Origin of the sequence: Aneurinibacillus thermoaerophilus, from assembly GCF_900099925.1 — a bacterium.
GTDB lineage: Bacteria > Bacillota > Bacilli > Aneurinibacillales > Aneurinibacillaceae > Aneurinibacillus > Aneurinibacillus thermoaerophilus.
The window spans coordinates 36,748-61,189 of record NZ_FNDE01000009.1 but is presented as its reverse complement, the minus strand read 5'-3'; the positions used below and the strand labels follow the sequence as shown (position 1 = coordinate 61,189).

The window sequence follows — 24,442 nt, the reverse complement described above, 5'->3', positions numbered from 1 at the left end:
GGATATGAATGCAGCGCTATTTTGTGAATCCTTCGCAAATGAATGAACAATACGTAACGATTGTCGGGGATGACGTAAACCATATCGCAAAAGTGATGCGCTTTAGGAGCGGCGATGAGATTATTTGTTGCAACGGACAAGGACGCGACGTGCGCGGTGTAATTGAGGAAATCCAACCCAATGCCGTGCGTGTGCGCATCTTGAGAGAAGAGGGGCCGAATCGCGAACTTCCGGTGCAAGTTACCATTGCACAGGGGCTTGTGAAAGGTGATAAAATGGAGGTAGTCATTCAGAAAGGCACTGAGCTCGGTGCTTTTTCTTTTTGCGCGTTCACTTCTATGCGCACGGTTGTTAAGCTCGACGAAAAAAAGGAGAGAAGACGGCTGGAACGGTGGCAAAAAATTGCCAAAGAAGCTGCTGAGCAGTCGCATAGAAGTCATGTTCCCATTATAGAAAATGTGTTAACTTGGCGCGAGCTTCTTGCATCCGCGTCCCGTTTTCATTATGCTTTATTTGCATACGAGAAAGAAGAAACGGTCACGCTGCACCGCGTTCTTGCTGAAGCGGCACCCGGCTCGAAAATTTTGATTGTTATCGGCCCGGAAGGCGGTTTCGACGAGAAAGAGGTGGCAGAGGCGGAAGCGGCCGGGTTTTTGTGCGTATCGTTGGGAAGGCGGATTTTGCGCGCAGAAACTGCACCGTTATACGCCTTGTCTTGCGTTTCTTATCAGTTTGAACAGCAGTAGTCAGATGAGAGTGGAGAGTCTATACATTTGGCTTGATATACCGGCATACTATGATACGGATGTCAGGATATCAAAGTATTACACGAATAAGGAGTTGGATGAGAGATGCCAACTGTAGCATTTCACACGCTTGGTTGTAAAGTGAATCACTATGAGACTGAAGCGATTTGGCAGTTGTTTAAGCAGGCCGGCTACGAAAAGATAGATTTTGAACAAAAAGCGGATGTCTATGTTATTAACACATGTACGGTCACAAATACGGGAGATAAGAAAAGCCGCCAGGTTATTCGTCGTGCCATCCGTCGTAACCCGGATGCGGTTGTTGCTGTTACGGGTTGCTATGCGCAAACGACGCCGCACGAGATTATGGCGATTCCGGGTGTAGATATCGTTGTGGGCACGTCCGGCCGTGACCAGCTGATTGACTATGTCAACCAGTATTTGCGTGAGCGTCAGCCGATTAATGCGGTGACGAACATCATGAAGGCTCGTGAATACGAAGAGCTTGATGTGCCGGAATTTACGGATCGTACGCGCGCGTCGCTAAAAATTCAGGAAGGCTGCAATAACTTCTGTACGTTTTGCATTATTCCGTGGGCGCGCGGCTTAATGCGCAGCCGCAAGCCGGAAAGTGTGATCGAACAGGCAAACAAGCTGGTGGCCGCAGGGTATAAAGAAATCGTGCTGACTGGCATCCACACCGGCGGTTATGGTGAAGACTTGGAAGATTATAATCTGGCGCGCCTGCTACGCGACCTTGACAGCAAAGTGCCGGGATTGAAACGTATCCGCATCAGCTCGATTGAAGCGAGTCAGATTACGGATGAAGTCATCGAAGTGCTCAATTCTTCCGACAAGATGTGCCGTCATTTGCATGTGCCGTTGCAGGCGGGTGACGATTATGTCTTGAAGCGTATGCGCCGCAAGTACACGACGGATGAATACCGCCGCAAAATTGAGCAATTGCATGAAGCGTTGCCGGACGTGGCGATTACGACGGACGTTATCGTCGGTTTCCCAGGTGAAACGGAAGAAATGTTTATGAACGGGTATCGTTTCATTGAGGAAATGAAATTTGCCGAACTGCACGTCTTTCCGTATTCTAAGCGCAGCGGTACACCGGCGGCTCGCATGGAAGACCAGGTGGACGAAGAAGTAAAAAACCGTCGTGTGCATGAGTTGATTCAGCTATCTAATAAGCTGGCGCTGGATTATTCCAGCAAGTTTGTAGGCGAAGTGTTGGAAGTGATTCCGGAAGAGCCGTACAAAGAAGCGACGGACAGCGGCCTGTATGTGGGCCATTCCGACAATTATCTGAAGCTTGTTTTCCCGGCTAACGAAACGTTGGTAGGAAAAATTTGTAAAGTTCGTCTGGACGCTCCGGGCTCTGAATATTGCAAAGGAACGTTCGTCCGCGTGCTCAGTGAAGAAGCGCTCAAAGCGTAATGAGACGCTGAACGAAACAGGGCGTAAGCGAAACTGTTTTCCGCAGTTTCGCTTTTTTTTCATGGTGATTCTTTTTATAATTTTTTAAGGAAAGCGTCAAGTTGAGATGTTTCTACCATGAAAAGGAGTCCTGTATGTTTCATTTGAATAACTGGCCTATCCGTTGGAAAATTACACTGCTCGCATTTGGCATTGTGCTATTTTCTCTGCTGATGGCCGCTACGATTCTTTTGGGTAAAATTTCTAGTATGAAAGTGGAAGAGGTTGGCCAACGCTCGCTCTTGATCGCTAAAGTCACAGCGCAAATGCCGGAAGTCAAACGCGCGGTAGGGTTGCTGAACGGCGAGTTGCGTGTCCAGCCGCTTATTGAACAGGTGCGTGCTATCTACGGGGCTGATTACATTGTCGTAGTTGACATGAACGGGAAGCGGTTCTCGCATCCTATCGAAAGTCGTGTCGGCACACATTTTAATGTAAATGAAGCGAAGCCGGCGTTTGCTGAACATATCTATGTCGAACGGGTCGAAGGCCGTCTTGGCGAAGGAGTGCGGGCGTACGCTCCGGTTATGAATGAAGAACATCAGCAGATCGGCGTTGTGATGGTAGGGAATACAGTTCCTCACATTCTCACAATTCTTGAGGATATGAGTAAAGAAATCGTTCTTATTCTTTCGCTTACGCTTTGTTTTGGTATCTGGGGTTCTTATTTGCTGGCGAGCCATATTAAGAAGCAAACATTCCAATTGGAGCCGCAGGAGCTGGCCCGGATATTGGACGAACGTACATCCGCTTTTCATGCCATCCATGAGGGCATTATTGCTATTGATGACAAAGAACGCATTACCGTGATTAACGATGCGGCGCGGCGCATGCTGAAAGTGAAAGGAAAGGCGATCGGTGAAAACATCCGCGATGTTATTCCCGACACGCGCCTGCCAGAAATTCTTGAATTGGGCCGCCCGATTTATAACCAGCAGTTTTATGTGGGCGATACGCTGATTTTAAGCAATCGAATTCCGATTCGTGTCAAAGAGAAGATTGCAGGAGCTATCGCTATTTTCCAGGATAAGACGGAAGTGACCCGCCTTGCGGAAGAACTGACCGGAGTTAAGGCATTTGTGGATGCGCTGCGCGCAAAAAATCATGAGCACAGTAACAAACTGCATACGATTGCTGGGTTGATCCAGCTGGGCAAGGAACAGGAAGCGCTTCGTTACATTTTCCAGCTTGACGAAGAGCAGGAAAATGTGGCCCATTATATCAGCGGGCGCATTCAGGACATAAACTTGACAGGACTTTTGATCGGGAAGATTAGCCGAGCCAAAGAGCTGGATATTGCGCTTTGTATCGATCCGTATAGCGAATTTCGCATGTTTCCGGAAGGGGTTACCTACCATGACCTTGTGATTATTATCGGGAACTTGATCGAAAACGCGTTTGACGGGTTATCTGAGATGAACGACCGTGAAAGACGGGTGGATGTGTCGATCGTGCAGGACGAGAGCTATTTAACGATTGAAGTGGAGGACAACGGGATTGGAATCCCGGAAGAAATACGGCATCAGATTTTTGCCAAAGGCTTCTCCACGAAGCAAAAAGACGAGCGTGGTATTGGCTTATATCTTGTCTCTTCCATTGTGGAACGGAGCGGAGGCGAGATTGAAGTGGACAGTATGGTCGGATATGGCACATGGGTGCGCGTAAAGCTTCCGATGGAGCGAAAGGAGGAAACAACATGAGCAAACCGATTACGGTCTTATTAGTCGAAGATGATCCGATGGTACAAGAGATTAACGCCTCGTTTATTGAGCAGGTAGAAGGTTTTAAAGTAATAGGCTGGGCGAGGAACGGGGAGGAAGCGATTGAAAAGATCAGACGACTGGCGCCGAACCTTGTTATTCTTGATTTATACATGCCAGGCAAAGGCGGACTGGAAACGCTGCGCATTATTCGCCAGGAGGAGTTTGACTTGGACGTTATTGCGGTAACGGCGGCTAACGATCGGGACACTGTGCTGCGTGTCATGCGTCTTGGTGCCGTTGATTATATTTTTAAGCCTTTCCAGTTTTCACGAATCAAGGAAGCGCTTTTGCGTTATAAAGAGCATTTTCTCCGTAATCAGTCAGCCGTATTTTCGCAGACAATATTCGATGGCGCCCGCACATTGGCCATTGCGGGCAAAAAGCAGTCTACAAAAGAAGAAACGAACTATCCAAAAGGGATCCAAGCGTTTACGCTTCAGCAAGTATCCAACTGCCTTCGGGAAGCGGAAACGGATTTGTCTGCAGAAGACATCGGACAGATCATCGGCATGTCCCGCGTCACGGTGCGCCGCTATCTCGAATATCTGGAATCGGTTGGCAAGGCGAAATCGCATATGGTATACGGCACGGTAGGACGCCCGATGAAAATGTATACGTGGGTTGATGAACAAAAAGAACAAAATGTTTAATAAATACGAAAACTTCTTCCTTTCCTTTGCAAACGTTATCATAAAACTATCAGACAAGATAAATAATTAGCAAAGGGAAGGGTTTGATGAAGATTCAAAAAAAACGGACGGTTTCAGTTCTTATTGCAATCGCAACCGTTAACGTTTTTGAACTTCATCACTTCCTTCCTTTCGCTTCAGCGGAGCGTAACCGTGAGTAAATGAAAGGGAGGATAGGATGAAAAAGAAAATGAGGCTAAATTTCAGAAATCTTACCGTGCAGGTAATATGCGCCATTATTTTAGGGATTTTAGTTGGACAATTTTTCCCTGACTTTGGCTCGCAATTGAAGGTTTTGGCGGATATTTTTATTAAGCTGGTTAAAATGGTGATCGCCCCCATCGTGTTCCTTACGATTGTAGTCGGAATTGCAGGGATGGGCGATTTAAAGAAAGTTGGCCGCATTGGGGGAAAAGCGCTCATCTACTTTGAGATCGTAAGTACAATTGCTTTGGCTATCGGAATTATTGTCGTTAATATAATTAAGCCGGGACAAGGTATGGATAAAGCTGCGGCCACAGGCGATATAACGAAATATACGAAACAGGCTGCTGAAACGAGCCACGGTATAATAGACTTTTTAATGAGCATTATTCCAGAGAACATTTTTGGAGCTTTAGCGAACGGCGAACTCCTGCCGATTCTTTTTGTTGCTGTTTTGTTCGGCATATCGCTGACGGCGATGGGAGAACGTGCAAAATCGGTGCTTGATTTATTTGAAAAGTTAACAGAAGGCATGTTTGGTATTGTAAATATGGTCATGAAAGTTTCCCCGATTGCAGCGTTCGGCGCGATGTCTTATACAATTAGCAATTTTGGGATTGAAGTTTTGCACAATTTGGGAAAACTAATGGGTTCCGTTTATATTACAATGTTTTTGTTTATTATTCTTGTACTTGGTTTAATAGCTAGAATATATGGATTTAGCATCTTTGGCTTTCTTAAATACATCAAAGAAGAGATTCTTCTCGTATTAGGTACTTCTTCTTCTGAAGCTGCCTTTCCAAAAATGATAGAAAAGCTGGAAAAGTACGGATGTTCAAAATCTGTTGTTGGACTTGTGCTTCCTACCGGTTATTCATTTAACTTGGATGGTACAGCCATTTACTTATCTATGGCCGCCATCTTTATCGCTCAGGCTTATGGGGTTGATTTGACTCTTACCCAGGAAATCACGCTTCTCGCTATTTTGATGCTCACTTCAAAAGGAGCAGCTGGTGTTACGGGCTCGGGTTTCGTAACTTTGGCGGCAACATTGGCTGTATTCCCGACGATTCCGGTTGAAGGTATGGCGCTTCTTCTCGGTGTGGACCGCTTTATGTCAGAAGCGCGGGCGATTACGAACCTTATTGGTAATGGGGTTGCTACTGTGGTAGTTGCGAAGATGGAAGATGAATTCCGTACAGAGACAGAGAGCAAAAACGGCTCGTATAATGAACAAGTTTCCGCTTAATTGGCGGTTTGTTTTAGCAACAATTTGCGCGTCGGCTAGAATATAGCCGACGCTTTTTTGATGGAAAGAAAAAGGACGAGCGTGCAATATCTGCGAGTTTTTCTTATGCTATGATAGGAATACGAAAGCAGGAAAAGGAGAATGTAACGTGAAATCCCTTGGGTGGTTGATTGTATTTCTGCTTGCAGGATTAGCCATTTCGATTGCTGTCGGTTTCGGCTTCAGCGCGAAAGAGCCTGTACATTATGATGCTGAACAGGAAGGGTTGGACAAAAAAGTTATCATTCGCTTCAGCCATGTGGTAGCAGAAAATACGCCGAAAGGCTTAGCTGTTTCTAGGTTCGCTCAGCTTGTTCGGGAAAAAACGGACGGTATGGTGGAAATCCGAGTGTATCCTAACGCTACACTATTTGATGACGAAAAAGAGTTTCAGGCCTTGCAGACAGGCAAAGTCGAAATGATTGCGCCTGCCACCTCTAAGCTGTCCTCGCGCTATCCGGCTTGGATGATTATGGACTTGCCATATGCGTTCAAAAACGAAAGCGAAGTAAAAGAAGCGATGGACGGGCGGCTTGGCCAATTGTTATTTAAGGCCATCAATGACGAAAATATTAAAGGCCTGGCGCTTTGGGATAATGGCTTTAAGCAGATGACCGCCAATCGGCCGCTCATTGATCCAGAGGATTTTAAGCAGATGAAATTTCGGATTATGGCAAGCCCGATTCTTCAAGCACAATTCAGGGCGCTGGGCGCGAAAGCGGAAAGCTATTCTTTTAATGATTTGTACCGGCAATTGCAGTTCAAAAACGTGGAGGGAGAAGAAAATACGCTATCCAATATTTACAGCAAACGTTTATACCAGGTACAGCGGCATATGACAGTTAGTAATCATGGCTATCTTGGGTATATTGTATTAATAAATAAAACGACGTGGGATAAGTTGTCCCCAAAGCAACGGGCGGCAATTGAATCGGCAATGGCGGAAACGACGGCCTGGATTCGCCAGTACGCGAAAAAAATGAACGACAGGGCGCTCGCGGAAATGAAAGCAAAAAATTTGATTCATATTCATATGCAGACAAATAAGGAGAAAGAAGCATGGAAAAAACGCCTGGCGCCTGTCTATTATCAGTTTAAAGATACCATCGGAACACAAGTTTTGGAAGAATGGAAAAAACTAGGGGCAGACGAGCGGGCTTTACAGAAGAGGAGCGGTGGCTACGAATAAATATGCTAAAAAAAGTGGTAAAGGGCAGGCAGAGTGAGATAAACTTTTGAAAAAGGATGCTTTTGCAAGGAGGAATGTTGAATGGCAAAGGAGGTTTCAGCAGGAGGCGTTGTATATAGGAGAACAAAAGACAACAAGATCGAACTCATGATTATTGAAGACAGGTATTTAAAAGCGTCTCTGCCGAAGGGAAAGCAGGAAGAGGGCGAGACGATGGAGGAGACCGCGCTTAGAGAGATCAAAGAGGAGACAGGAATTGAAGGAAAGGTTGTCCAGCCGCTGGAAACGATTTATTATAACTATTACCATCCGAAAGTTGGGGCCGTGAAAAAAGAAGTTCATTACTATCTTGTGGAAGCGATGTCGGGAACGCTTGCGCCGCAACTTGAAGAAATAAACACAGCAGTATGGATGTCGCCAGAAGCGGCATGGGAGAAACAAACGAAACATGGGTACCAGAATAATATTTCCGTTCTGGCAAAAGCCTATCAACTGTTAGGACTTAGTACGCGAAAGGGGCAAACATCATGACAATGGAACCGGGCAAGCTTGCAACTTATATCGATCATACGTTGCTCAAGCCGGAAACGACAGCTGGGATGATCGATAAACTATGCCAGGAAGCGAAAGAACATCGATTTTTCGCTGTTTGCATTAATCCTTATTGGGTTGAACGCGCAAAGCAGAATCTTGTAGGCAGCGATATAAAAGTCGCCACCGTAATCGGATTTCCACTCGGTGCAAGCATCGCTGAAGTCAAAGCATTTGAAGCAGCGAGAGCGATTAAGGACGGAGCAGACGAGATCGATATGGTTATCAATATCGGCGCGCTGAAATCGGGCGATGATGAAGCGGTGTTACAGGATATCGCAGGGGTTGTGGCGGTAGCTGGTGACGATGCGCTGGTTAAAGTAATTATTGAAACCGGTTTGTTGACGGAAGAGGAAAAAGTGAGGGCTTGCCGCCTGAGTAAAGAGGCGGGCGCGCACTTTGTCAAAACTTCGACTGGATTCTTAGGCGGCGGTGCGACGGTGGAAGATGTGGCATTGATGCGAAAAACGGTTGGCGAAGAGATGGGTGTTAAAGCGTCCGGTGGTGTACGTACCTTTGAAGATGCGGAAGCGATGATTCAAGCCGGCGCGACCCGTATTGGTACGAGTGGTGGCGTCGCTATCGTTCAGGGTGGCACAAACGCTGAGCAATATTAATATGCTAAGGAGCTAGGATAAAAAATATGCCCTTTCTTCCTGCGCTTGTGTTATCTTTCTACAAAGTTACCATTTTATCGTACGTCCATGTCAAAAGCTGCATCCCCAAAACATTTGAGTAAATTCGAAGAGTGGGACACTCGTGTTTGCTGTTTCACCTTTGTATGGTTCGATGTGGAGTGGAAAGTGAAAAGGCGCGAAGGAAGAAGGGGCGTATTATTCATTATCTTACTCTCTTAGTGCAGATAGAGAAAATTCGCGAGGTATAAAATCGTGAGTTTTTCTTATTTTTTAATGAAAAATTGCGCTGCCTTTGCGATCGGATGCGCAAACGGGAGCGCTAGGAGCGAACAAATGACATTGAACAGCGTTTGCGCGTGGGCGATTTGTACCGCGGGATCGCTTGTCAGTAATGATACTAGCGTCCCAAGTTGCGAAATGAACGGCAGAAACAGAAGAACGCCCGCAATATTCAAGAATACGTGAACCCAAGCGACTTGCTTCGCTGCCGCATTGCCGCCGATCGCTGCCAGTACTGCCGTTATGCACGTGCCGATATTGCTGCCGAGAATAATGGCGATTCCCATGCCAAGAGAAAGGATGTTTTCATTCATAAATCCCATGGTAATGGCTGTTACCGCCGAACTGCTGTGCAAAAGCGCCGTGAAGATGGTACCGATGAAAATTCCGTTGAAGTAACTTGCTTCTGGGCGCGCCAGCATTGACAGAAAGAACGGTGTATGTTGCAATGGCACAGCAATCATCTGCATCATCTGGATTCCAAGAAATACGCAACCAAAGCCGGATATGGATATGCCGATCGCCCGTATGATGGGGGAGCGGAACCAGAGAATGGAACAGCCGATGAGGAACATGGGAAGGGCCCATTTTTGTGGATTAAGCGCGATGAGCTGTGTGGTGAAGGTCGTCCCAATATTCGTCCCAAGGATAATTCCTACCGTTTGTGGAAACGAAAGCAGGTTAGCGTTTACAAGTCCGATGGTTACAATGGCTACCGCGCTGCTGCTTTGGATAATCATTGTCACGATGGTTCCTGTGATGAGCCCGCGCGTTGGCGTTTTTGTAAAGCGCGTGAGCCAGCCTTGCAGGCTTTTGCCCGCGAGCGCAAAAAGTCCGAGTCGCATGAGATGCATGCCGCCCATGAAAAGTCCAAGCCCCGCAAGTAGAGGAAACGCGAGAGTGAGCATTTTTTTTCTCCTTCCGTCTGCATCTATCCCATTTGTATGCGGAATACGAGACAGGCATGACAGACCCGGATAAACAAGGATGGACCCGAAGGAGATAACGGGTCTATAGCCATACATATGTCCAGCGGTACAGGCAGGTGCGTATAAAATAGACGCAAACCTAGTATGACGTATCGAAGGGAAAGGAAGATAATATGGAGCAAAAATCAACCTGCAATCTTGATCATTCGCTTGAAGATATACGTAAAAAACTGGAAGTCATCGCACCGCATTTGCCGGATCGCATTGTTGCGGTGCTGCCCACGTACTTGGAAAGTGGACGCACGCAGGAAGAGTTGAATTACGTATTTCATTTGCTGAAAAAATATGATTTGGCAGACGAAATGGAAAGAGTACATCGCAATAAGGAATTTATCCGCTTATTGAAGCTGTAAAGCTGTAACAGCGATTCCCCATTTGTATGATAGACGGGGCCCTTTCTTATTTATGTCGAAAAATGCGACAGAAAAAATATCCTCTCTGCGAAAGTTATGACAGTACAGGCGAAACATCATCATGAAAAGGAGAGAATGGCATGAATAAGAAAATTGTAAGCAGTTTGCTGGCGGCAACTTTGCTTGCGGGAGGGACTTCCGTGTTCGCACAAACGGCGGATGCTACAGCCAAGCCGCAGAAACAGGAATCAACCACGAAGAAAACTGGCCTTGAAAACGCTTTGGAGCACGTAAAAAACGAAACGGCGAGACAGCATATTATGGATAACATTGAAAAGCAATGGAAAGCAACGACAGGAGATTCGGTTACGGTAACGACGGGGGATTCTGTCACGGTCACTCCTGGAAAAGAGGACAAGCCTAAAGAAGAGGCGAAAAAGCCGAGTGTAATCGTAATTAAAATAAATGGCAAAATTATGATTACAAACCAGAAGCCGATTATCATCAATAATCGCACAGTTGTTCCGCTGCGCAGCATCTTCGAAGCACTGGGAGCCGAAATCAAGTGGGATGCCAAGAAACAAACTGTGTATGCGACGAAAGGAAACCGGAAAGTGATGATTAAAATCGGTGACCAAAATGCTGTGGTGAACGGCAAGAAAGTAAAGCTGAACCAAAAAGCTACTATCGTTAACAATCGTACAATGGTGCCGTTGCGTTTCGTAAGCGAAGCGTTAGGTGCAAGTGTGGAATGGGATGCGAAAAACGCGACCGTCCATATCAAGACAACGATTAAAACAAACTAATTTTGGTTTCATGTAAAGGGCGGATGTCCGGCTTTTAACCGGGCACCCGCCCTTCTGTTCATTTTGCCTCGTTTTTCTGGACGATTTTTGGTAATATATTTGGCATCACAGCAAGAAAAAAGGATGGATAGAATGACAGCGTTACCTGAACGTTTTGTGCAACGGATAAAGCAGATGATTGGTGAACAGGAGGCGGCAGCATTTCTCGCGAGTTATACCGGGAGCGCAGCGCATGGATTGCGTCTGAATCCGGCGAAAGTACCGCTGGATGAATTCATCGTAAAGATGCCGTTTTCCTTGACGCCGGTTTCGTGGTGCCCGCTCGGGTTTTATTATCATGAAAAGGATAGACCTGGAAAGCATCCGTACCATGCAGCAGGTCTATATTATATTCAAGAACCAAGCGCAATGGCGGTGGTGGAAGCGCTCAAGCCAGAGCCAGGAGATATTGTGCTTGATTTATGCGCAGCACCAGGTGGAAAATCAACCCATATTTCCAGCTATCTTGGAAATAGCGGCTTGCTGGTAGCGAATGAAATCCACCCAACCCGCGTAAAAGTGCTTTCAGAAAATCTGGAGCGCTGGGGGGCGCGTAATATTTTAGTGGTGAATGAAACGCCGGAACGTATGGCCGAACGGTTCCGCGGTTTCTTTGACAAGATTGTGGTGGATGCCCCGTGCTCGGGCGAGGGGATGTTCCGCAAGCTGCCGGAAGCGTGCGATGATTGGTCGGAAGAGAAGATAGGGCATTGTGCATTCATGCAGGCGGATATTTTGGAATCGGCTTCCATCATGCTGAAGCCAGGCGGCGTGATGGTATATTCCACCTGTACATTTTCGGAAGAAGAAAATGAATGGCAGATTGAAAGGTTTCTTTTATCACACCCTGAATTTTCCCTGGAGCCGGTGGCGCAGGGAGAATGTTTCTTTGAGCGTGGGAAACTGGCGAATACATACCGCCTTTGGCCCCACAAATTGAGCGGAGAGGGACATTTTCTCGCCCGCCTGCGCAAGAGCGCTAGCACTGGGGAGCGATCAGAAAAACCGGGGGCAGGAAAGGTAAAGCCGATTCCCGCAGCTACGCGCAAATTATTTGAAGCATTCTGTCGCGAAACGCTGACATTTATCCCCGAAGGACAGTATGCGTTGTTCGGTGAACAACTCTACCTTTTGGCGGATGGTCTGCCAAGTTTGAAAGGACTCAAGATCGCGCGGGCGGGCTGGCATATGGGAACCGTTAAGAAGGATCGGTTTGAACCTTCACACGCACTGGCGCTGGCACTGAAGCCCGGAGAATGGAAGCGGAATGTCAACTTTTCCACTGACAGCGATGAAGTGTACCGGTATTTAAAAGGGGAAAGCCTGTTTGTGCAGAAGACTGGAAAGGGTTGGGACGTGGTGACGGTGGATGGCTATCCGCTAGGCTGGGGCAAGCTGGTGCAGGGACAGTTAAAGAACCATTATCCCAAAGGATTGCGCTGGGTGTGAGTGTATGAAACATAGTCATAAACCCCTTATTAATTAAGGGGTTTTTCTATATTACAGGTTGTCTTTTATAAGAGGGGAATTGGGGACAATTTGTAGACAAGCGCAGCGTTATATCATCTAACAAGAGCAAATTCTATGAAGTACTGACCAGATGATTGTTGGTTACCTTTTTCATTGCTCAGCATATTTGCCAGTACATCTGAATCTCCTCTTCTCGTACTGCTTGTAGCAGAGCCGTTACCTGTTCTTTGGTGTATACGTTCCTTGCTTCTGTTTTTGTTTTCATTGGCTCGCTGTATCCAAACCTATTGTTTTAATGAAATCCCTAACTCTTTAGCAGCTTGATTGAGATTGTCGCGATTTATTTTAATCATATTTAACGTTTTGGTTTTATCCTTATTCTTAATAGCGTCTTCTAAAGCATCAAATTTACCATGCATATCCTCAGCTAATTTTGCGTTTTTGGCTTTTACTGAAGGGAGTATAGCAGAATGATACTCTTCATGAATTTGGTCAAATAATGTACTAGCGCTTTGGAAATCATTTTTATTAACATTGCTTTCAATGGTAGCGAGTCCTTGTATTTCATCTTTGATTGCTTTCTCTACTTGAGTATTATTAGGACTCGTTGTATCTCCACCTTCATGCTGATGAGGTTGTCCTTCTTCATGATGAACATGATCTTGTGCTGGTTGTTGAGATGAAGAGCTACACCCAGTTAGTCCTAAACCAAATAACAAAACAAGTGAAGCAAATATAACGTTTTTGGTTCTCATTCATCATTTCCCCTTTTTAAACGTGTATCTACAGGTTTCATCTTGCGATCTCCTTTAAACCACATCCATATTCCTGTCATACTTAACACAATCATACAAATCGCTCCTACATCAGTAAGCCATACAATAGACATTTTCCCTATTGTTCCAGAGTGAAGGCCAAATATAAATTTCTGTAGCTTCATTTCCATTTCTGAACTATAGCCAATGAATGATCGATGATTTAGTAACAATCCTGTGATTGCCATAATCAGCATGAGAATGGCCCCGATTATTCCTGCTATGCGATGAATCAGTCTTGTGATACGGTACATGAGTAACTCCTACAGCACACAGTATTTACATCAATGGCATCCTCTATCCAATCCATTGCTTTATTGCCGGCATTCTTTTAATTACGAGCCAATCTAAGGCTAACACAATTAATAGAGATATTTCAACTAACGGAAAAATGACACCAAAAACAATGATAATAAAAGCGGCTCCTTTTTGTATTTTAAAATCTTTTGGCAAGGATGGAGTGCCGAATTTTCCAGTTAGTTTCCGTTTCCACCACATGATCACACCGCTTATTGTAATTCCTATAAGACCAAGACAGATAATTAGATCAAGCAATTGATTAGCTAGCCCAAAATAATGACCTTCGTGTAAAGCAACTCCAATGGAAATAGCTTTCGCTAATGGACCATAATCTTGAAAACGTAAGTCTGCTAGTATTTTTCCGCTATATTAGTCAATATGCAGCATGGAAAACTTCTTCAGCCATTTCAAGTCAGAGTGTTTCAATCTGTACTCTTTCCGCACGGTTGAAGAGGTGAAAGATGCCGTACACAAATATATTCGTTTTTATAACCATCAACATTTCCAAAAGAAATTAAATAACCTGAGTCCTTATGAATATAGGACTCAGGCTGCTTAAAAGTGCTTTTTTATTCCTGTCTACTTGACAGGGGGTCATTCTCTATGGTGCAGCACTTTTTTGTGCTGCATGGATGGCTAACGGGCAGAATAGCGGAATAACTTGCAGAATCTTAGAACTCCTGAAAGGGTGTTTTTTGTCGATGTCATATCCATATTTTGGTTGTGAATGGTTTAATTATTTTTTTTTAAACTGGGAACCTATTTCTGCTTTTTTGCATAATACAGGTGAAAGGATGGTGAGGATAAAATTGGAGCGTGAAAAACGACTAGAAACATGGATGGATTTGTACACTCAGCGTTTAGTTCGCCTTGCGTATACATACGTTCGTGAGTGGGGAACAGCAGAGGATAAGGTACAGGATGCTTTTGTTAAGGTGTACGAAAAAATGGATCAATTCAAGGAAGAGCATGACCCATTCCCTTGGCTTGCTAAAATTGTCATTAACGAGTGTAGAATGGCACAAAGGAAAGGGTGGAGGGAAATCATATCCGCACTATTGCCTGAGCGTGCTGATATTAGCTCGGAAGATACCTTTTTAGCAATGGAGTCTAATCAAAAAATGTACGAGGTTGTTCTAAAACTTCTGGAACCTTATCGTACCCCCATAATTCTGTATTACTTTGAAGAGTTATCGTTAAAACAAATTTCCGAAATACTTGGGATAAATGAAGGAACAGTGAAGTCTAGACTAGCACGAGGCAGAGAACGATTAAGAAAAGTATGGGAGGAGGAATATCATGAGTTTGGACAAGCAAATCAAAGCTGCTAAACTTTATCACGAAAATCATACTGTAAATGTTGAGAATTTCAAAAAACGTGTGTTTCAAAAATTAGAGGAACAAAAAGAATTGAAAACTAGACAATCGTGGCCCATACTCCAAAAATCGGTAACTACTTCTATTGCGTATGGGAGAAGGGAAATTTTCAAAAAAACGGGCGTTCTCATAACAGCTGCCGCAGCGTCGCTAGTGTTGGTAATAGGAGTCGGTGTTACATACCCCGGTTTTGCCCAAACTCTAAAACAGATGCCTCTAATTCAATCGGTATTTAGTATTGTGGGTGGTGACGGACTCAAAAAGGCCCAAGAAAAAGGTTTAGTCACTAATATACAGAAAGTCGCGACTGACAAGGATATCACGGTTACCATCACGGAAGTCTTTTATGACGGCTCACAGGTCTCCGTTGGATATATACTGGAGTCTCCTGATAAATTGCCTGACAGGGTTTATCAAGAAAAAGCTATAAAAATAAATGGAAACTTACCTGAGAAATGGGGGGCTGGCGGGGCGAGCCATCGTATTGATGACCATCATACTGTGGGCGTCATTAACTTTAGCACAAGTGAACCATTACCCGACAAATTTAAGTTCGATCTTGCTATTACACAGATTGGAGATATAAAGGGGGATTGGTCTTTTTCCTTCCCAGTTGTGAAGAATGACACTTCAAATAAACAAATTGTACCAATGTTAACAAAAACGTATAAAGACATGACCGTAATACTTGAAAAGGTCACATTCTCAGTCAACTCAACTGAATTAGTGGGGCAATTGATCCAACCAAGCGGAGCACTTTCGACGATTTTTGAAGTAATTGATGATAAAGGAAATAAAATAGGACTTCTTAGTTCATCAGCTGAGGAAAATAAAATAGATAGGGAGAAAGAAACCGTTCGTTGGAAAGCGATCTACCAACCTTTTCAAGAACCACCCAAATCTTTAACTGTACGTCCTATTACTCAAGATCAAAATGCTCTTCCTTCAGATGTAGTCAAGGGACTAGAGATAACTATTCCCATTCGTTGATCATTTTCTTTGCTTGTAAACCTGAACAATGAAAAGATTTATCAGAATTTGAGCAACTGATGGGAATCAATAGTTGAATAAAAGCAAGAATATTATGGGGACAGCATTGGGGACAATATGGCAACAAAGTTAACACATTTTAAAGCAACAAAACACAACAAAAAACGTTAATCCCCTGATTTAAAAGGATGTAACGCAATAGTACAGAACGCCATAAATGGGGTTAAACCATTATCCCAAAGAATTGCGCTGGGTATGATTGTATGAATTTAGATTGAAGACAAATTCCCCTTGCAGAAAGGGAGTTTGTCTTCAATCTGATGCATCGCAGGACGCGGTGCAGAAGGTGACGGAGCGCTTATTTTCGAATCAGAGCGGTTCATAGACGTGTTCCGAGAAAATCAAAGACTTAAGGCTTCACAGACTGTTACCCTATTAATTTGTCAATAATCTAGTGGTAAGAACCCTTTTTAGCAATTTTTGTTTTTCAATAACCCGATTCCTGAGAGAAGAAGTAAAAAAGCTATGCTTAACCATGCCCAGGTATATCCTTTTACATCCACAATGAATCCAAAAATAGGCGGGGCTGAAATGATAGCGAATTGATTTAAAGTAAGTGCAAAACTGACAGTTACACCAACTGAATCTTCTGATGATTTTTCAGCAACTTCAACGATAAAAAGGCTATACCAACCTATACCGAAGAAACCTAACCAACCGCTAAGCAAAAATAAACTCCAAAGCGGTAAAGTATGTATATTCATTGTGAAGATTAATACGGAAGCAAAAGCTGCTAGAACAGAAAATAAAAGCGGTTTCCTGCGATTTCCTCTGTAAAAATAATCGCTAATCGATGCCAAAATAATCCGCCCTACCATTCCCAAAAACAACGAAACCGAAAAGATTTGTCCCGCCAGCATCGGCGATAATGATTCGGTGTTGGTAAGAAAAATCGTCAAATGTCCAACAATTACCATTTGTAATGAGATCATGCAAATTCCGGTAAAGAAAACAGGATATAAAGCTTTGTTTTTTATGATTTCTTGAAGCTGTTTTTGAAACGGCTTTACCTGTTGTTTAGGTGAAAAGAAAATGCGACTTGAACGGGAAAAATCGTTGCCCAAAGAGCGCCGCCGGAAGATTGAAGAATAGCAAGAGAAGAAATAAGAAGAATGGGGAGACGTGTTTTTGCGAACGCCTCCCTTTTTGTGTTTACTCCCTTTTTCCTTCTATGGATGTCTCAGAGTCCTCATTCGCTTTATCCAGCAGATCGAGCACCCAGCGGCACCAGATAATCTCTTCTTCTTCCTGTCTTAGCTTTCGTTTAAATAATAGATACCGCCCAAAGTGGCGGGATGTAAAATTTGTAATGGTTTCCCCGTACTCTTCCTCCATTTTTTTGATTTCTTCTTTGCGGTGTGTAACTTTTTCTTCAAATGTTGAAATACGTTCCCAAAACAGCTTTTTCGCCGTATTTTTATCTGTCAGCCAGATGGAATATACCTTAATCAAAAATTCATCCCGTATCACTGGAGCGGCCGGTGTTTGAGCAATCCACTTTTGCAGCAATTTTTTTCCCTTATCGGTAATTGAGTAAATCTTCTTATCCGGTTTTCCTGTTTGTTCAACATGTTCAAATGTAACATATTGTTCTTGCTCCAGTTTGGCCAGCAGAGGATACACCTGGCTGTGTTTTGCCCGCCAGAATACTTCGAGCAACTGGGTTAGCTCATATCCAGAACAAGGCTTGCGCATCAGCATACCAAGCAAAGCATATCCTAAAGCGTTCATATGGTTCCCTCCGGTTTATGGTCAGAATATATGTAAAAAATTATATATATAAATATTGACGTCTGCAAATAGATGGCAGTATACTGTTTCATGTCTTTTATATATAAAAAATGACATATAAATTGCTTTTCAAAGCGGCTGTTGGTAAGCTGCTTTGCTACGCATCGCCAGGGGATTGCGTTGTGTGAAAGAATAACATAAAGGAGTGAGAGGATGATGGAAAACAAAAGACGAAGGGCAAGAATCATTACCATGTTTGCCACATTTCTCGCATTTATGGGAATTGGGGTGGTGGATCCGATTCTGCCTTCGATCGCTGAGCAAATCGGGGCTACGCACTGGCAAGTTGAAATGCTGTTTACGTCTTATATTTTTACAATGGCGATTATGATGTTGCCTGCGGGTTTGCTGGCCGGGAAATTCGGAGATAAGCCGATGATGGTAGCCGGTCTTATCATTGTTACTATTTTTGCTTTGCTGTGCGGATTTTCCAATACGATTGCTGAACTGTCAAGCTTTCGGGCCGGCTGGGGTCTTGGCAACTCTTTCTTTTTTGCCACGGCGATGACCTTGTTGATTGCCCTGTCGAAAGAGGTAAGTTCAGCAGTTGGATTGTATGAAGCGGCCATTGGCTTGGGAATGGCCGGTGGTCCCTTGGTTGGTGGTATTTTGGGCGGCTATACGTGGCGTTATCCGTTTATTTCCACAGGTTTACTCATTTTTATTGCCTTTATTTTGGTGTGTTTCTTTGTTAAGGTACCTGGGCAGCGACCAAAAAGAAAAACGGCAGGATTCAAAGAAATGGGGCACCTGTTCTCCTATTCACCGTTTTTGCGCGGAGCGCTTGCAGGTATGTTTTATAACTACGGATTTTTCACTGTGTTGGCGTATTCGCCGCTGGTGATGAATTTACCCACTATTCAATTGGGGCTCATTTTTTTCGGTTGGGGACTTTGCCTTGCCTATGGTTCGGCTGTTTTATCACACAAGCTGGAAAAAAAGTATGATGTAAAAAAACTTTTGCGCTGGGGATTGTTGCTTTTCTCTTTGTTTTTGTTCGCTCTGTATTTTGTTAAACTAACGTGGTTGCAAATCGTATTGGTCATACTGTCCGGTCTTTTCTCAGGATTAAACAACGCCCTGTTTACGACTCATGTGATGGAATCTTCGCCGTATGAGCGCAGCATAACGTCAGGAGTTTACAATTTTGTGCGTTGGCTAGGAGCGGGAGTAGCTCCGATTTTATCCGGGGTGCTTGGCCATAAGCTCTTCCCGCAAGCTCCGTTTGGCATCTCTGGCTTCATCGTACTTGTCGGATTTCTATTGATGCTTCTACCGGTGCGGGAGCCAAGAAGGAGAGAAGAGGAACGGAGAATTCACTTGCATAAAAAAATGGGTATTTATTAAAAAATATAGGGGAATGACAAGGAGGGATGAAAATGGGCGAAAAGAACATACTTGCATATTTTAAAAGTCCGGAAGAAGCTGAAAAAGCGGCATCAGAGTTACAGACGCTTGGTGTGGTAGATATGCAAATCGACCGTATTTCCCGGTTTCCTGGAGATGGAGTAGGGCGTATCATGAATCCAATTACTGGTAATATGTCTTCGCTGGCTGATGTAACGTTAGGCGCTGATGTTTCGAACCGAGATGCAGGGGTGTTATTGGCAGCAGATGTAGGTGCCAGCGGAATGAGCGATGGAGGACAGGACGATACAATAGGACGTGATATACTGTTGACTATAGTAGTTGAAGAGGAAAAACATCATTCGGCACTTCAAATTGTAGAAAAGAACGGTGGAATACAGTAAAGGAAACCTTCCCGGCCAAATGGTTGCTGGGAAGGTTTTTAATATCATACATTAAATGATTGTTTATTCATTTTCATTTTTGTTCATTTCAGTATAAAATTAATATAATTCTAAAAAATAGGGAGGGAAATGATGAACAGGAAAGTAGCGATCGTTACCGGAGGTTCCAGCGGGATGGGGAAGGCGATGGCAAAGAAATTTGCGAAGAAAGGGGCGTTTGTCGTCATTACAGGGCGCAATGCAGACAATTTGGAAAAAACGAGGCAGGAAATTGAGCAGACGGATGGACAAGTGTTATGTGTGCAGATGGATGTGCGCAATCCGGAAGACGTCCAACGCATGGTGGATGAAACAAAACAGACATTCGGCAAAATCGATTTTCTTGTGAATAACGCCGCAGGAAATTTTATTTGTCCGGCCGAGGAGCTTTCGATTAACGGTTGGAATGCGGTAATTAATATTGTACTTAATGGAACATGGTATTGTTCGCAGGCGGTCGGCAAAGAATGGATTGCTACCGGACATAAAGGTAGTATTCTAAACATGTTGGCCACGTACGCCTGGCTGGCGGGGGAAGGTGTTATCCATTCAGCTTCGGCCAAAGCAGGAGTTATGGCTATGACAAGAACGCTTGCTGTCGAATGGGGCAAAAAGTATGGCATTCGTGTCAATGCGATTGCGCCGGGACCGATTGACAATACCGGGGGTGCAGCGCGACTGTGGGAATCGGAAGAAGCTGCGCGCAGAACACTGGAAAGCGTACCGCTCAGACGTCTGGGACAGCCAGAGGAAATTGCGAATCTTGCGTATTTTCTTTTGTCACCGGAAGCAGAATATATAAATGGTGAATGTATCACGATGGATGGCGGCCAGTGGTTGAACCGCCCTCCGTTTTAGGTATAACTGGCTGATTTCGCTCAATAGAGCGAAGTCGGCTTTTTTCATGTGTAAGAAACACTTTAGCCATCATTCCGTTCATGCCCATAGAGAAAATTGTTGTAAGCTTGTGTGCCGTTTGTGGTAAGCTTGATATGAAAACTGCCAGTAAAACAGTAAAGAGGGAAGATGAATGTCAGGAGAAGCAAAACATATCGCAAGTGTTTCACTCGGCGTGATGGCAGCCGGCTTCGCTGCTACGTTGCCGTTTCCGGACGCGCTTTGGTCCAGAATTTTACAAGGTGGATTTGAGGCGGGACTAGTTGGCGGCCTGGCGGACTGGTTCGCGGTCACTGCGCTGTTTCGCCATCCGCTGGGGCTGAAAATTCCGCATACGGCGCTGTTGCCGAGAAACCGCAAACGGATTACAGATGCGCTTGTTCATACCTTGGAAAATGACTGGCTGAACAAAGCAAGCATCGAAGAAAAAATAAAGCAAGTGAATATTACCGAAAAAGTGCTCGATATGCTTGAAAAAGAGCTTGCTTCCCCGCAGGTTAAAAGCGCGCTAAGGGCGGTAAGCGAACAGGTTGTTCGCAATATTGATATAGAACCGGTGTTTCCGATCATTGAGCAAAAACTCAAGGAATATGCCAGAAGCGTGAACATGGCTGATCTATTGCGCCGCTTGATCAATAAGGTACTGGACGGGCGCTATGAAGAGAAAGTGTTTGATTTTTTGCTTGGGAAAGTGGGCGAGTGGACAGTACGAAGCGAGGCGCGTCATAAGCTGGGCTCCTTAGCGTTGCGCGCGCTTGATAACATTGAATTGGACGGATTTATGCAGTTTGCCTTAAAATCGTTTACCGGCATGCTCAACGAGGAAAAATTGGGCGGTGTGTTGCAAAATTTATTGCTGCGCATAAGCGATGATTTGCGCCGGCCAGAAAACAAAAACAGGCAAGCGATTCTGGCCTATGCACGCCGCGAGTTGGAGATAGCACGGGAAAATGAGGAGTTGTTGCACATCGTCGAACAATGGAAGGACAGTTTCATCGAAGAAGCGCGTTTGCGTGAACGTTTGGCGGATATTGCCCAGGATTTACGCGAACAGGCGCTGGCATTCGTAGGCAGCGATGCCTATTCGGCTCAATACGCGGTTCCGTTCCTTTCGCGTTTGCTTGCTACATTGCGCGCGGATAAAGAAATGATGCTTCGATTTGAAAATTGGACACAGCAGCAGATTGCCGTGCTGGTGGATCAGAACCATTCGAAAATCGGTAGTCTTGTTCGTGAAAACTTGGATAAGCTGGATAACGAAACGCTTATTCAAATGATGGAACAAAAAATTGGGAAAGATATTCAGTGGATTCGGGTGAACGGTGCGCTGTGCGGCTTTTTAATCGGGCTTGTGCTTATAACCATTAAAACTGTCGTACAATGAAGCAGGAGAATGGAAGATGGGCTCTGCCTGCGCGGATGCATATGATAGAGGCCCTTGCTTGAGGGGCTTCTTTTCTGTAGAAGGGAAGAGCGCGGTCATGCGTAACAAAGCTTTGATAATCGTTATTATGGTAACGACCACTATGTTATTGGGCGAATTGAAATATCAGCCGTTTCACAGTGATTTTCGCATTAGTTTTGGTAGCGGTATCTTTTTTTTCTGGTTGATATGGTTTCGTGAAATACCGATTTTGTTTGCTTCTCTATTGATGGGAAGCGCAGTGGTTTTATTCCGTATTTGGCTTGATTTCATGGCTCTGGGTGACGGATTTCGGTTATATGAAAGCGCGTTTATTCATGTACCTTCGCTTGCGTTTTACCTGTTTTTTGCTCTCATACTTTGGGTGGGTAGATTCTGGAATTATTTGCAAGCTCTCTTGAAGCTGGGAGCGCTCGGCGTGGTAGCCGATTTTTCTGGAAATATGCTGGAGCTTATCGTGCGTAAAATCCTTATCTCCCATGGCGTTCCGTTTTCTTTTCCGCCGTGGCCACCGTTTTTTCTGCTTATTCTTGCATTTGTACGCAGCTTTTTTATCGTAGGTTTTTTTTCCATTATCCAAATGCGACATTTGCGCGAGATAAGCCGCGAACAACAATTGCGCTTTGAAAAAATGCTAATGATTAGCAGCGACTTGCATGTAGAGGCACTATATCTTAAGAAGGTAATGGGCCACATCGAACAAGCAACGCGGAACAGCTATAATTTATATCGCGAGTTAAAAAAACAGGAGGCCAAAGGAAATCTGCCTGAACTCGACCCGCCGCTTTCCTGCTGCGCGCTCAGCATCGCGGAAGAAGTGCATGAGATTAAAAAAGATTCGCAGCGGATTTTGAGCGGAGTAAGCAAAATCATTCAGCAGGAGCAGATCGTAAAAGAGTTGACCATCGCGGAAATTGTTTGTCTCGTTCTCAACGCCAATCAAAAATATGCGCGTATGCTGGGAAAAGACATTTCATTCCAAAATGAAGTGGAAACGTCCCTTACGACCAGACATGTGTATTCGTTGCTTTCTGTGCTGAACAATTTGCTTTCCAATGCGGTGGAAGCGATTGAGGAGACGGGTACGATAGCTGTCCGCGCATATGAGCGGGACAGGCGTCTTGTATTCCGGATAAGCGATACGGGCACAGGAATTATGCCCGGAGACGAGGCGTTTATTTTTAAGCCCGGCTATACAACGAAATATGACGAACAGGGCAATGCTTCTACGGGTATTGGGCTTGCACACGTGAAAGATGTGGTAGAAAGCTTCGAAGGAACGATAAGGTTGGTGCAAGGACAAATTTCAGAAGTAACCGTATTTGAAGTTTCAATTCCGATACATAGGTTGTGGGGGTGAGCGTGTGAGATTTCGTTTTTTCATTATTGATGATGATCCATCTTCCCGTAAAATGCTTCATAACGCAATTGAATACGAAGATCTGGGCGATGTGGTGGGAGAAGCGGAAGACGGTCTCGGTGCGGAAGCGAGTATTATTTTAAAGAATTGCGATATCGTGCTGATCGATTTGTTGATGCCGAAACAGGATGGCATTGAAACCATTTCCCGTCTGCAGGAGATGGGGTATGAAGGTAAATTTATTATGATTTCGCAGGTGGAGCACAAAGATATGGTAGCGGAGGCATACAGCAAAGGTGCGGAATACTTCATCCATAAGCCGATTAATCGGATTGAAGTAATTTCAGTTATTAAGAAAGTCATGGAACATATTCGGTTAGAACGCTCCCTTGAAGGAATTCGTCATACGCTTTCCCTTTTCGATAAGCTGCCGAAAGAGCCGCCGGAAGATCGGGCCACGCCTTTTATTCGCAGTGTTCTGGCGGATTTTGGTATTCTCGGCGAATCGGGGAGTCAGGATTTGATTCATCTTATCGAATATCTGCTTAAGCGGTATAAAAATGAGCAGGTGCGTGAATTGCCGTCTTTGAAAGAAATCTTTACCGAGTATGCAACATACAGAAATGCTGCTGACGTACAGCGGGAGGTAAGAGCGATGGAGCAGCGAATCCGTCGCACGGTGGCGCGGGCCCTGCAAAATATCGCTTCGCTTGGCTTAGAGGATTACAGCAATCCAAAGTTTGAAATGTATGCCTCCAAATATTTTGATTTTGCTGATGTCAGACAAAAAATGCGGGAGATTGAACAAAATGAAGACGGATCTCGCGTACGATTGAATGTAAAAAAATTTATTTTCACGTTATACATTGAAACAAAAGAACATACATAACAAGTTCACAACATTACAATTCTGCCATTTGGCGAATCGGTTGCTTCAACAAGAGCGGCGGATTGATTTCATGTTTGTTAAGCCTTCGTAAATTGCGAAAATATTAATGCCCTCATGCTCTCGAAAAACTGATATGATAAATACGTTGCACGAAATTTTATTTGTACATAGGATGAAGAAGCGAAAAACGTAGGCAATGGCCTGCTTTTTCAGCACGGGAA

General features: G+C 44.5%; 26 protein-coding genes. 20 read left to right on the top strand and 6 right to left on the bottom strand.

Going from position 1 to position 24,442, the window contains the following annotated elements:
• The first annotated feature begins 8 nt into the window (after positions 1–8).
• The 8 genes from BLR88_RS06885 to deoC all read left to right on the top strand — a co-directional run bounded on the left by BLR88_RS06885 (position 9) and on the right by deoC (position 8,572).
• Entirely contained in the window at positions 9–746 is a 738-nt protein-coding gene (locus tag BLR88_RS06885; protein ID WP_057898070.1) for a 16S rRNA (uracil(1498)-N(3))-methyltransferase, read from the top strand.
• Positions 747–851: 105 nt separating this feature from the next.
• A complete protein-coding gene (gene mtaB / locus BLR88_RS06880; RefSeq protein WP_057898071.1) occupies positions 852–2,192 on the top strand; it encodes a tRNA (N(6)-L-threonylcarbamoyladenosine(37)-C(2))-methylthiotransferase MtaB in 1,341 nt (446 codons plus the stop codon).
• 134 nt (positions 2,193–2,326) lie between these two features.
• Positions 2,327–3,931: an ATP-binding protein gene (locus BLR88_RS06875; RefSeq protein ID WP_082705907.1), complete on the top strand. Its 1,605-nt coding sequence runs from the start codon at positions 2,327–2,329 to the stop codon at positions 3,929–3,931.
• On the top strand, positions 3,928–4,644 hold the full coding sequence (locus BLR88_RS06870; RefSeq protein WP_057898072.1) for a response regulator: 717 nt from the start codon (positions 3,928–3,930) through the stop codon (positions 4,642–4,644). Before BLR88_RS06875 ends, BLR88_RS06870 begins: the two co-directional genes overlap by 4 nt.
• A 229-nt stretch (positions 4,645–4,873) precedes the next feature.
• Positions 4,874–6,136, top strand: a complete 1,263-nt coding sequence (locus BLR88_RS06865; protein WP_057900250.1) for a dicarboxylate/amino acid:cation symporter — start codon at positions 4,874–4,876, stop codon at positions 6,134–6,136.
• A gap of 148 nt (positions 6,137–6,284) precedes the next feature.
• A complete protein-coding gene (locus BLR88_RS06860; RefSeq protein WP_175493570.1) occupies positions 6,285–7,364 on the top strand; it encodes a DctP family TRAP transporter solute-binding subunit in 1,080 nt (359 codons plus the stop codon).
• A gap of 81 nt (positions 7,365–7,445) precedes the next feature.
• On the top strand, positions 7,446–7,895 hold the full coding sequence (locus BLR88_RS06855; RefSeq protein WP_057898074.1) for an NUDIX hydrolase: 450 nt from the start codon (positions 7,446–7,448) through the stop codon (positions 7,893–7,895).
• Positions 7,892–8,572 (top strand): deoxyribose-phosphate aldolase, encoded by a 681-nt coding sequence (gene deoC / locus BLR88_RS06850; protein ID WP_057898075.1) that lies wholly within the window; start codon positions 7,892–7,894, stop codon positions 8,570–8,572. The genes BLR88_RS06855 and deoC overlap by 4 nt, the downstream gene beginning before the upstream one ends.
• 284 nt (positions 8,573–8,856) lie before the next feature.
• Here deoC and BLR88_RS06845 read toward each other — a convergent pair whose 3' ends face one another.
• On the bottom strand, positions 8,857–9,780 hold the full coding sequence (locus BLR88_RS06845; RefSeq protein ID WP_057898076.1) for a Na/Pi cotransporter family protein: 924 nt from the start codon (positions 9,778–9,780) through the stop codon (positions 8,857–8,859).
• A 194-nt stretch (positions 9,781–9,974) separates the two neighbouring features.
• On the opposite strand from BLR88_RS06845, the gene BLR88_RS06840 reads away from it, so the two are divergent.
• The 3 genes from BLR88_RS06840 (at position 9,975) to BLR88_RS06830 (ending at position 12,508) form a co-directional block, all read left to right on the top strand.
• Positions 9,975–10,214: a hypothetical protein gene (locus tag BLR88_RS06840; protein WP_057898077.1), complete on the top strand. Its 240-nt coding sequence runs from the start codon at positions 9,975–9,977 to the stop codon at positions 10,212–10,214.
• A 140-nt stretch (positions 10,215–10,354) separates the two neighbouring features.
• On the top strand, positions 10,355–11,020 hold the full coding sequence (locus BLR88_RS19930) for a copper amine oxidase N-terminal domain-containing protein (protein WP_217639377.1): 666 nt from the start codon (positions 10,355–10,357) through the stop codon (positions 11,018–11,020).
• A 132-nt stretch (positions 11,021–11,152) separates the two neighbouring features.
• Complete coding sequence (locus BLR88_RS06830; RefSeq protein WP_057898078.1) at positions 11,153–12,508, top strand: RsmF rRNA methyltransferase first C-terminal domain-containing protein; 1,356 nt, start codon at positions 11,153–11,155, stop codon at positions 12,506–12,508.
• Between the two features lie 305 nt (positions 12,509–12,813).
• Here the strand turns inward: BLR88_RS06830 and BLR88_RS06825 are convergent, their stop codons facing one another.
• The 3 genes from BLR88_RS06825 to BLR88_RS20350 are packed head-to-tail and all read right to left on the bottom strand — an operon-like array spanning position 12,814 to position 14,001.
• Positions 12,814–13,284, bottom strand: a complete 471-nt coding sequence (locus BLR88_RS06825; protein WP_091260276.1) for a hypothetical protein — start codon at positions 13,282–13,284, stop codon at positions 12,814–12,816.
• On the bottom strand, positions 13,281–13,598 hold the full coding sequence (locus BLR88_RS06820) for a PepSY domain-containing protein (protein WP_057898080.1): 318 nt from the start codon (positions 13,596–13,598) through the stop codon (positions 13,281–13,283). The genes BLR88_RS06825 and BLR88_RS06820 overlap by 4 nt, the downstream gene beginning before the upstream one ends.
• 43 nt (positions 13,599–13,641) lie before the next feature.
• Positions 13,642–14,001, bottom strand: a complete 360-nt coding sequence (locus BLR88_RS20350; RefSeq protein ID WP_257721599.1) for a PepSY domain-containing protein — start codon at positions 13,999–14,001, stop codon at positions 13,642–13,644.
• Positions 14,002–14,029: 28 nt separating this feature from the next.
• On the opposite strand from BLR88_RS20350, the gene BLR88_RS20540 reads away from it, so the two are divergent.
• The 3 genes from BLR88_RS20540 to BLR88_RS06800 all read left to right on the top strand — a co-directional run bounded on the left by BLR88_RS20540 (position 14,030) and on the right by BLR88_RS06800 (position 16,011).
• Positions 14,030–14,203 (top strand): IS3 family transposase, encoded by a 174-nt coding sequence (locus BLR88_RS20540; protein WP_082705909.1) that lies wholly within the window; start codon positions 14,030–14,032, stop codon positions 14,201–14,203.
• 142 nt (positions 14,204–14,345) lie between these two features.
• A complete protein-coding gene (locus BLR88_RS06805) occupies positions 14,346–14,975 on the top strand; it encodes an RNA polymerase sigma factor (RefSeq protein WP_057898082.1) in 630 nt (209 codons plus the stop codon).
• On the top strand, positions 14,944–16,011 hold the full coding sequence (locus tag BLR88_RS06800; protein ID WP_091260274.1) for a DUF4179 domain-containing protein: 1,068 nt from the start codon (positions 14,944–14,946) through the stop codon (positions 16,009–16,011). The genes BLR88_RS06805 and BLR88_RS06800 overlap by 32 nt, the downstream gene beginning before the upstream one ends.
• A gap of 470 nt (positions 16,012–16,481) precedes the next feature.
• Here the strand turns inward: BLR88_RS06800 and BLR88_RS06795 are convergent, their stop codons facing one another.
• Positions 16,482–17,135, bottom strand: a complete 654-nt coding sequence (locus BLR88_RS06795; RefSeq protein ID WP_057898084.1) for an MFS transporter — start codon at positions 17,133–17,135, stop codon at positions 16,482–16,484.
• Between the two features lie 88 nt (positions 17,136–17,223).
• Positions 17,224–17,802, bottom strand: a complete 579-nt coding sequence (locus BLR88_RS06790) for a PadR family transcriptional regulator (RefSeq protein ID WP_057898085.1) — start codon at positions 17,800–17,802, stop codon at positions 17,224–17,226.
• A gap of 216 nt (positions 17,803–18,018) precedes the next feature.
• On the opposite strand from BLR88_RS06790, the gene BLR88_RS06785 reads away from it, so the two are divergent.
• The 6 genes from BLR88_RS06785 (at position 18,019) to BLR88_RS06760 (ending at position 24,221) form a co-directional block, all read left to right on the top strand.
• Complete coding sequence (locus BLR88_RS06785; protein WP_057900252.1) at positions 18,019–19,209, top strand: MFS transporter; 1,191 nt, start codon at positions 18,019–18,021, stop codon at positions 19,207–19,209.
• Positions 19,210–19,241: 32 nt separating this feature from the next.
• Positions 19,242–19,613, top strand: a complete 372-nt coding sequence (locus tag BLR88_RS06780; protein ID WP_091260272.1) for a hypothetical protein — start codon at positions 19,242–19,244, stop codon at positions 19,611–19,613.
• Positions 19,614–19,745: 132 nt separating this feature from the next.
• Complete coding sequence (gene fadH, locus BLR88_RS06775; protein ID WP_091260270.1) at positions 19,746–20,510, top strand: 2,4-dienoyl-CoA reductase; 765 nt, start codon at positions 19,746–19,748, stop codon at positions 20,508–20,510.
• 172 nt (positions 20,511–20,682) lie between these two features.
• Positions 20,683–21,933 carry a DUF445 domain-containing protein gene (locus BLR88_RS06770; RefSeq protein ID WP_091260268.1) on the top strand — a complete coding sequence of 417 codons (1,251 nt, stop codon included), beginning with the start codon at positions 20,683–20,685 and terminating at the stop codon, positions 21,931–21,933.
• Between the two features lie 97 nt (positions 21,934–22,030).
• Positions 22,031–23,332: an ATP-binding protein gene (locus BLR88_RS06765; protein WP_175493569.1), complete on the top strand. Its 1,302-nt coding sequence runs from the start codon at positions 22,031–22,033 to the stop codon at positions 23,330–23,332.
• 4 nt (positions 23,333–23,336) lie between these two features.
• Positions 23,337–24,221 (top strand): response regulator, encoded by an 885-nt coding sequence (locus BLR88_RS06760; RefSeq protein ID WP_302846662.1) that lies wholly within the window; start codon positions 23,337–23,339, stop codon positions 24,219–24,221.
• The last annotated feature ends 221 nt before the right edge of the window (positions 24,222–24,442 follow it).

Coding starts and splice junctions, on each gene's coding strand:
- BLR88_RS06885 (WP_057898070.1), top strand. CDS start 9: ATGCAGCGCTATTTTGTGAATCCTTCGCAAATGAATGAACAATACGTA.
- mtaB (WP_057898071.1), top strand. CDS start 852: ATGCCAACTGTAGCATTTCACACGCTTGGTTGTAAAGTGAATCACTAT.
- BLR88_RS06875 (WP_082705907.1), top strand. CDS start 2,327: ATGTTTCATTTGAATAACTGGCCTATCCGTTGGAAAATTACACTGCTC.
- BLR88_RS06870 (WP_057898072.1), top strand. CDS start 3,928: ATGAGCAAACCGATTACGGTCTTATTAGTCGAAGATGATCCGATGGTA.
- BLR88_RS06865 (WP_057900250.1), top strand. CDS start 4,874: ATGAGGCTAAATTTCAGAAATCTTACCGTGCAGGTAATATGCGCCATT.
- BLR88_RS06855 (WP_057898074.1), top strand. CDS start 7,446: ATGGCAAAGGAGGTTTCAGCAGGAGGCGTTGTATATAGGAGAACAAAA.
- deoC (WP_057898075.1), top strand. CDS start 7,892: ATGACAATGGAACCGGGCAAGCTTGCAACTTATATCGATCATACGTTG.
- BLR88_RS06845 (WP_057898076.1), bottom strand. CDS start 9,780: ATGCTCACTCTCGCGTTTCCTCTACTTGCGGGGCTTGGACTTTTCATG.
- BLR88_RS06840 (WP_057898077.1), top strand. CDS start 9,975: ATGGAGCAAAAATCAACCTGCAATCTTGATCATTCGCTTGAAGATATA.
- BLR88_RS19930 (WP_217639377.1), top strand. CDS start 10,355: ATGAATAAGAAAATTGTAAGCAGTTTGCTGGCGGCAACTTTGCTTGCG.
- BLR88_RS06830 (WP_057898078.1), top strand. CDS start 11,153: ATGACAGCGTTACCTGAACGTTTTGTGCAACGGATAAAGCAGATGATT.
- BLR88_RS06825 (WP_091260276.1), bottom strand. CDS start 13,284: ATGAGAACCAAAAACGTTATATTTGCTTCACTTGTTTTGTTATTTGGT.
- BLR88_RS06820 (WP_057898080.1), bottom strand. CDS start 13,598: ATGTACCGTATCACAAGACTGATTCATCGCATAGCAGGAATAATCGGG.
- BLR88_RS20540 (WP_082705909.1), top strand. CDS start 14,030: ATGGAAAACTTCTTCAGCCATTTCAAGTCAGAGTGTTTCAATCTGTAC.
- BLR88_RS06805 (WP_057898082.1), top strand. CDS start 14,346: ATGTCATATCCATATTTTGGTTGTGAATGGTTTAATTATTTTTTTTTA.
- BLR88_RS06800 (WP_091260274.1), top strand. CDS start 14,944: ATGAGTTTGGACAAGCAAATCAAAGCTGCTAAACTTTATCACGAAAAT.
- BLR88_RS06790 (WP_057898085.1), bottom strand. CDS start 17,802: ATGAACGCTTTAGGATATGCTTTGCTTGGTATGCTGATGCGCAAGCCT.
- BLR88_RS06785 (WP_057900252.1), top strand. CDS start 18,019: ATGGAAAACAAAAGACGAAGGGCAAGAATCATTACCATGTTTGCCACA.
- BLR88_RS06780 (WP_091260272.1), top strand. CDS start 19,242: ATGGGCGAAAAGAACATACTTGCATATTTTAAAAGTCCGGAAGAAGCT.
- fadH (WP_091260270.1), top strand. CDS start 19,746: ATGAACAGGAAAGTAGCGATCGTTACCGGAGGTTCCAGCGGGATGGGG.
- BLR88_RS06770 (WP_091260268.1), top strand. CDS start 20,683: ATGTCAGGAGAAGCAAAACATATCGCAAGTGTTTCACTCGGCGTGATG.
- BLR88_RS06765 (WP_175493569.1), top strand. CDS start 22,031: ATGCGTAACAAAGCTTTGATAATCGTTATTATGGTAACGACCACTATG.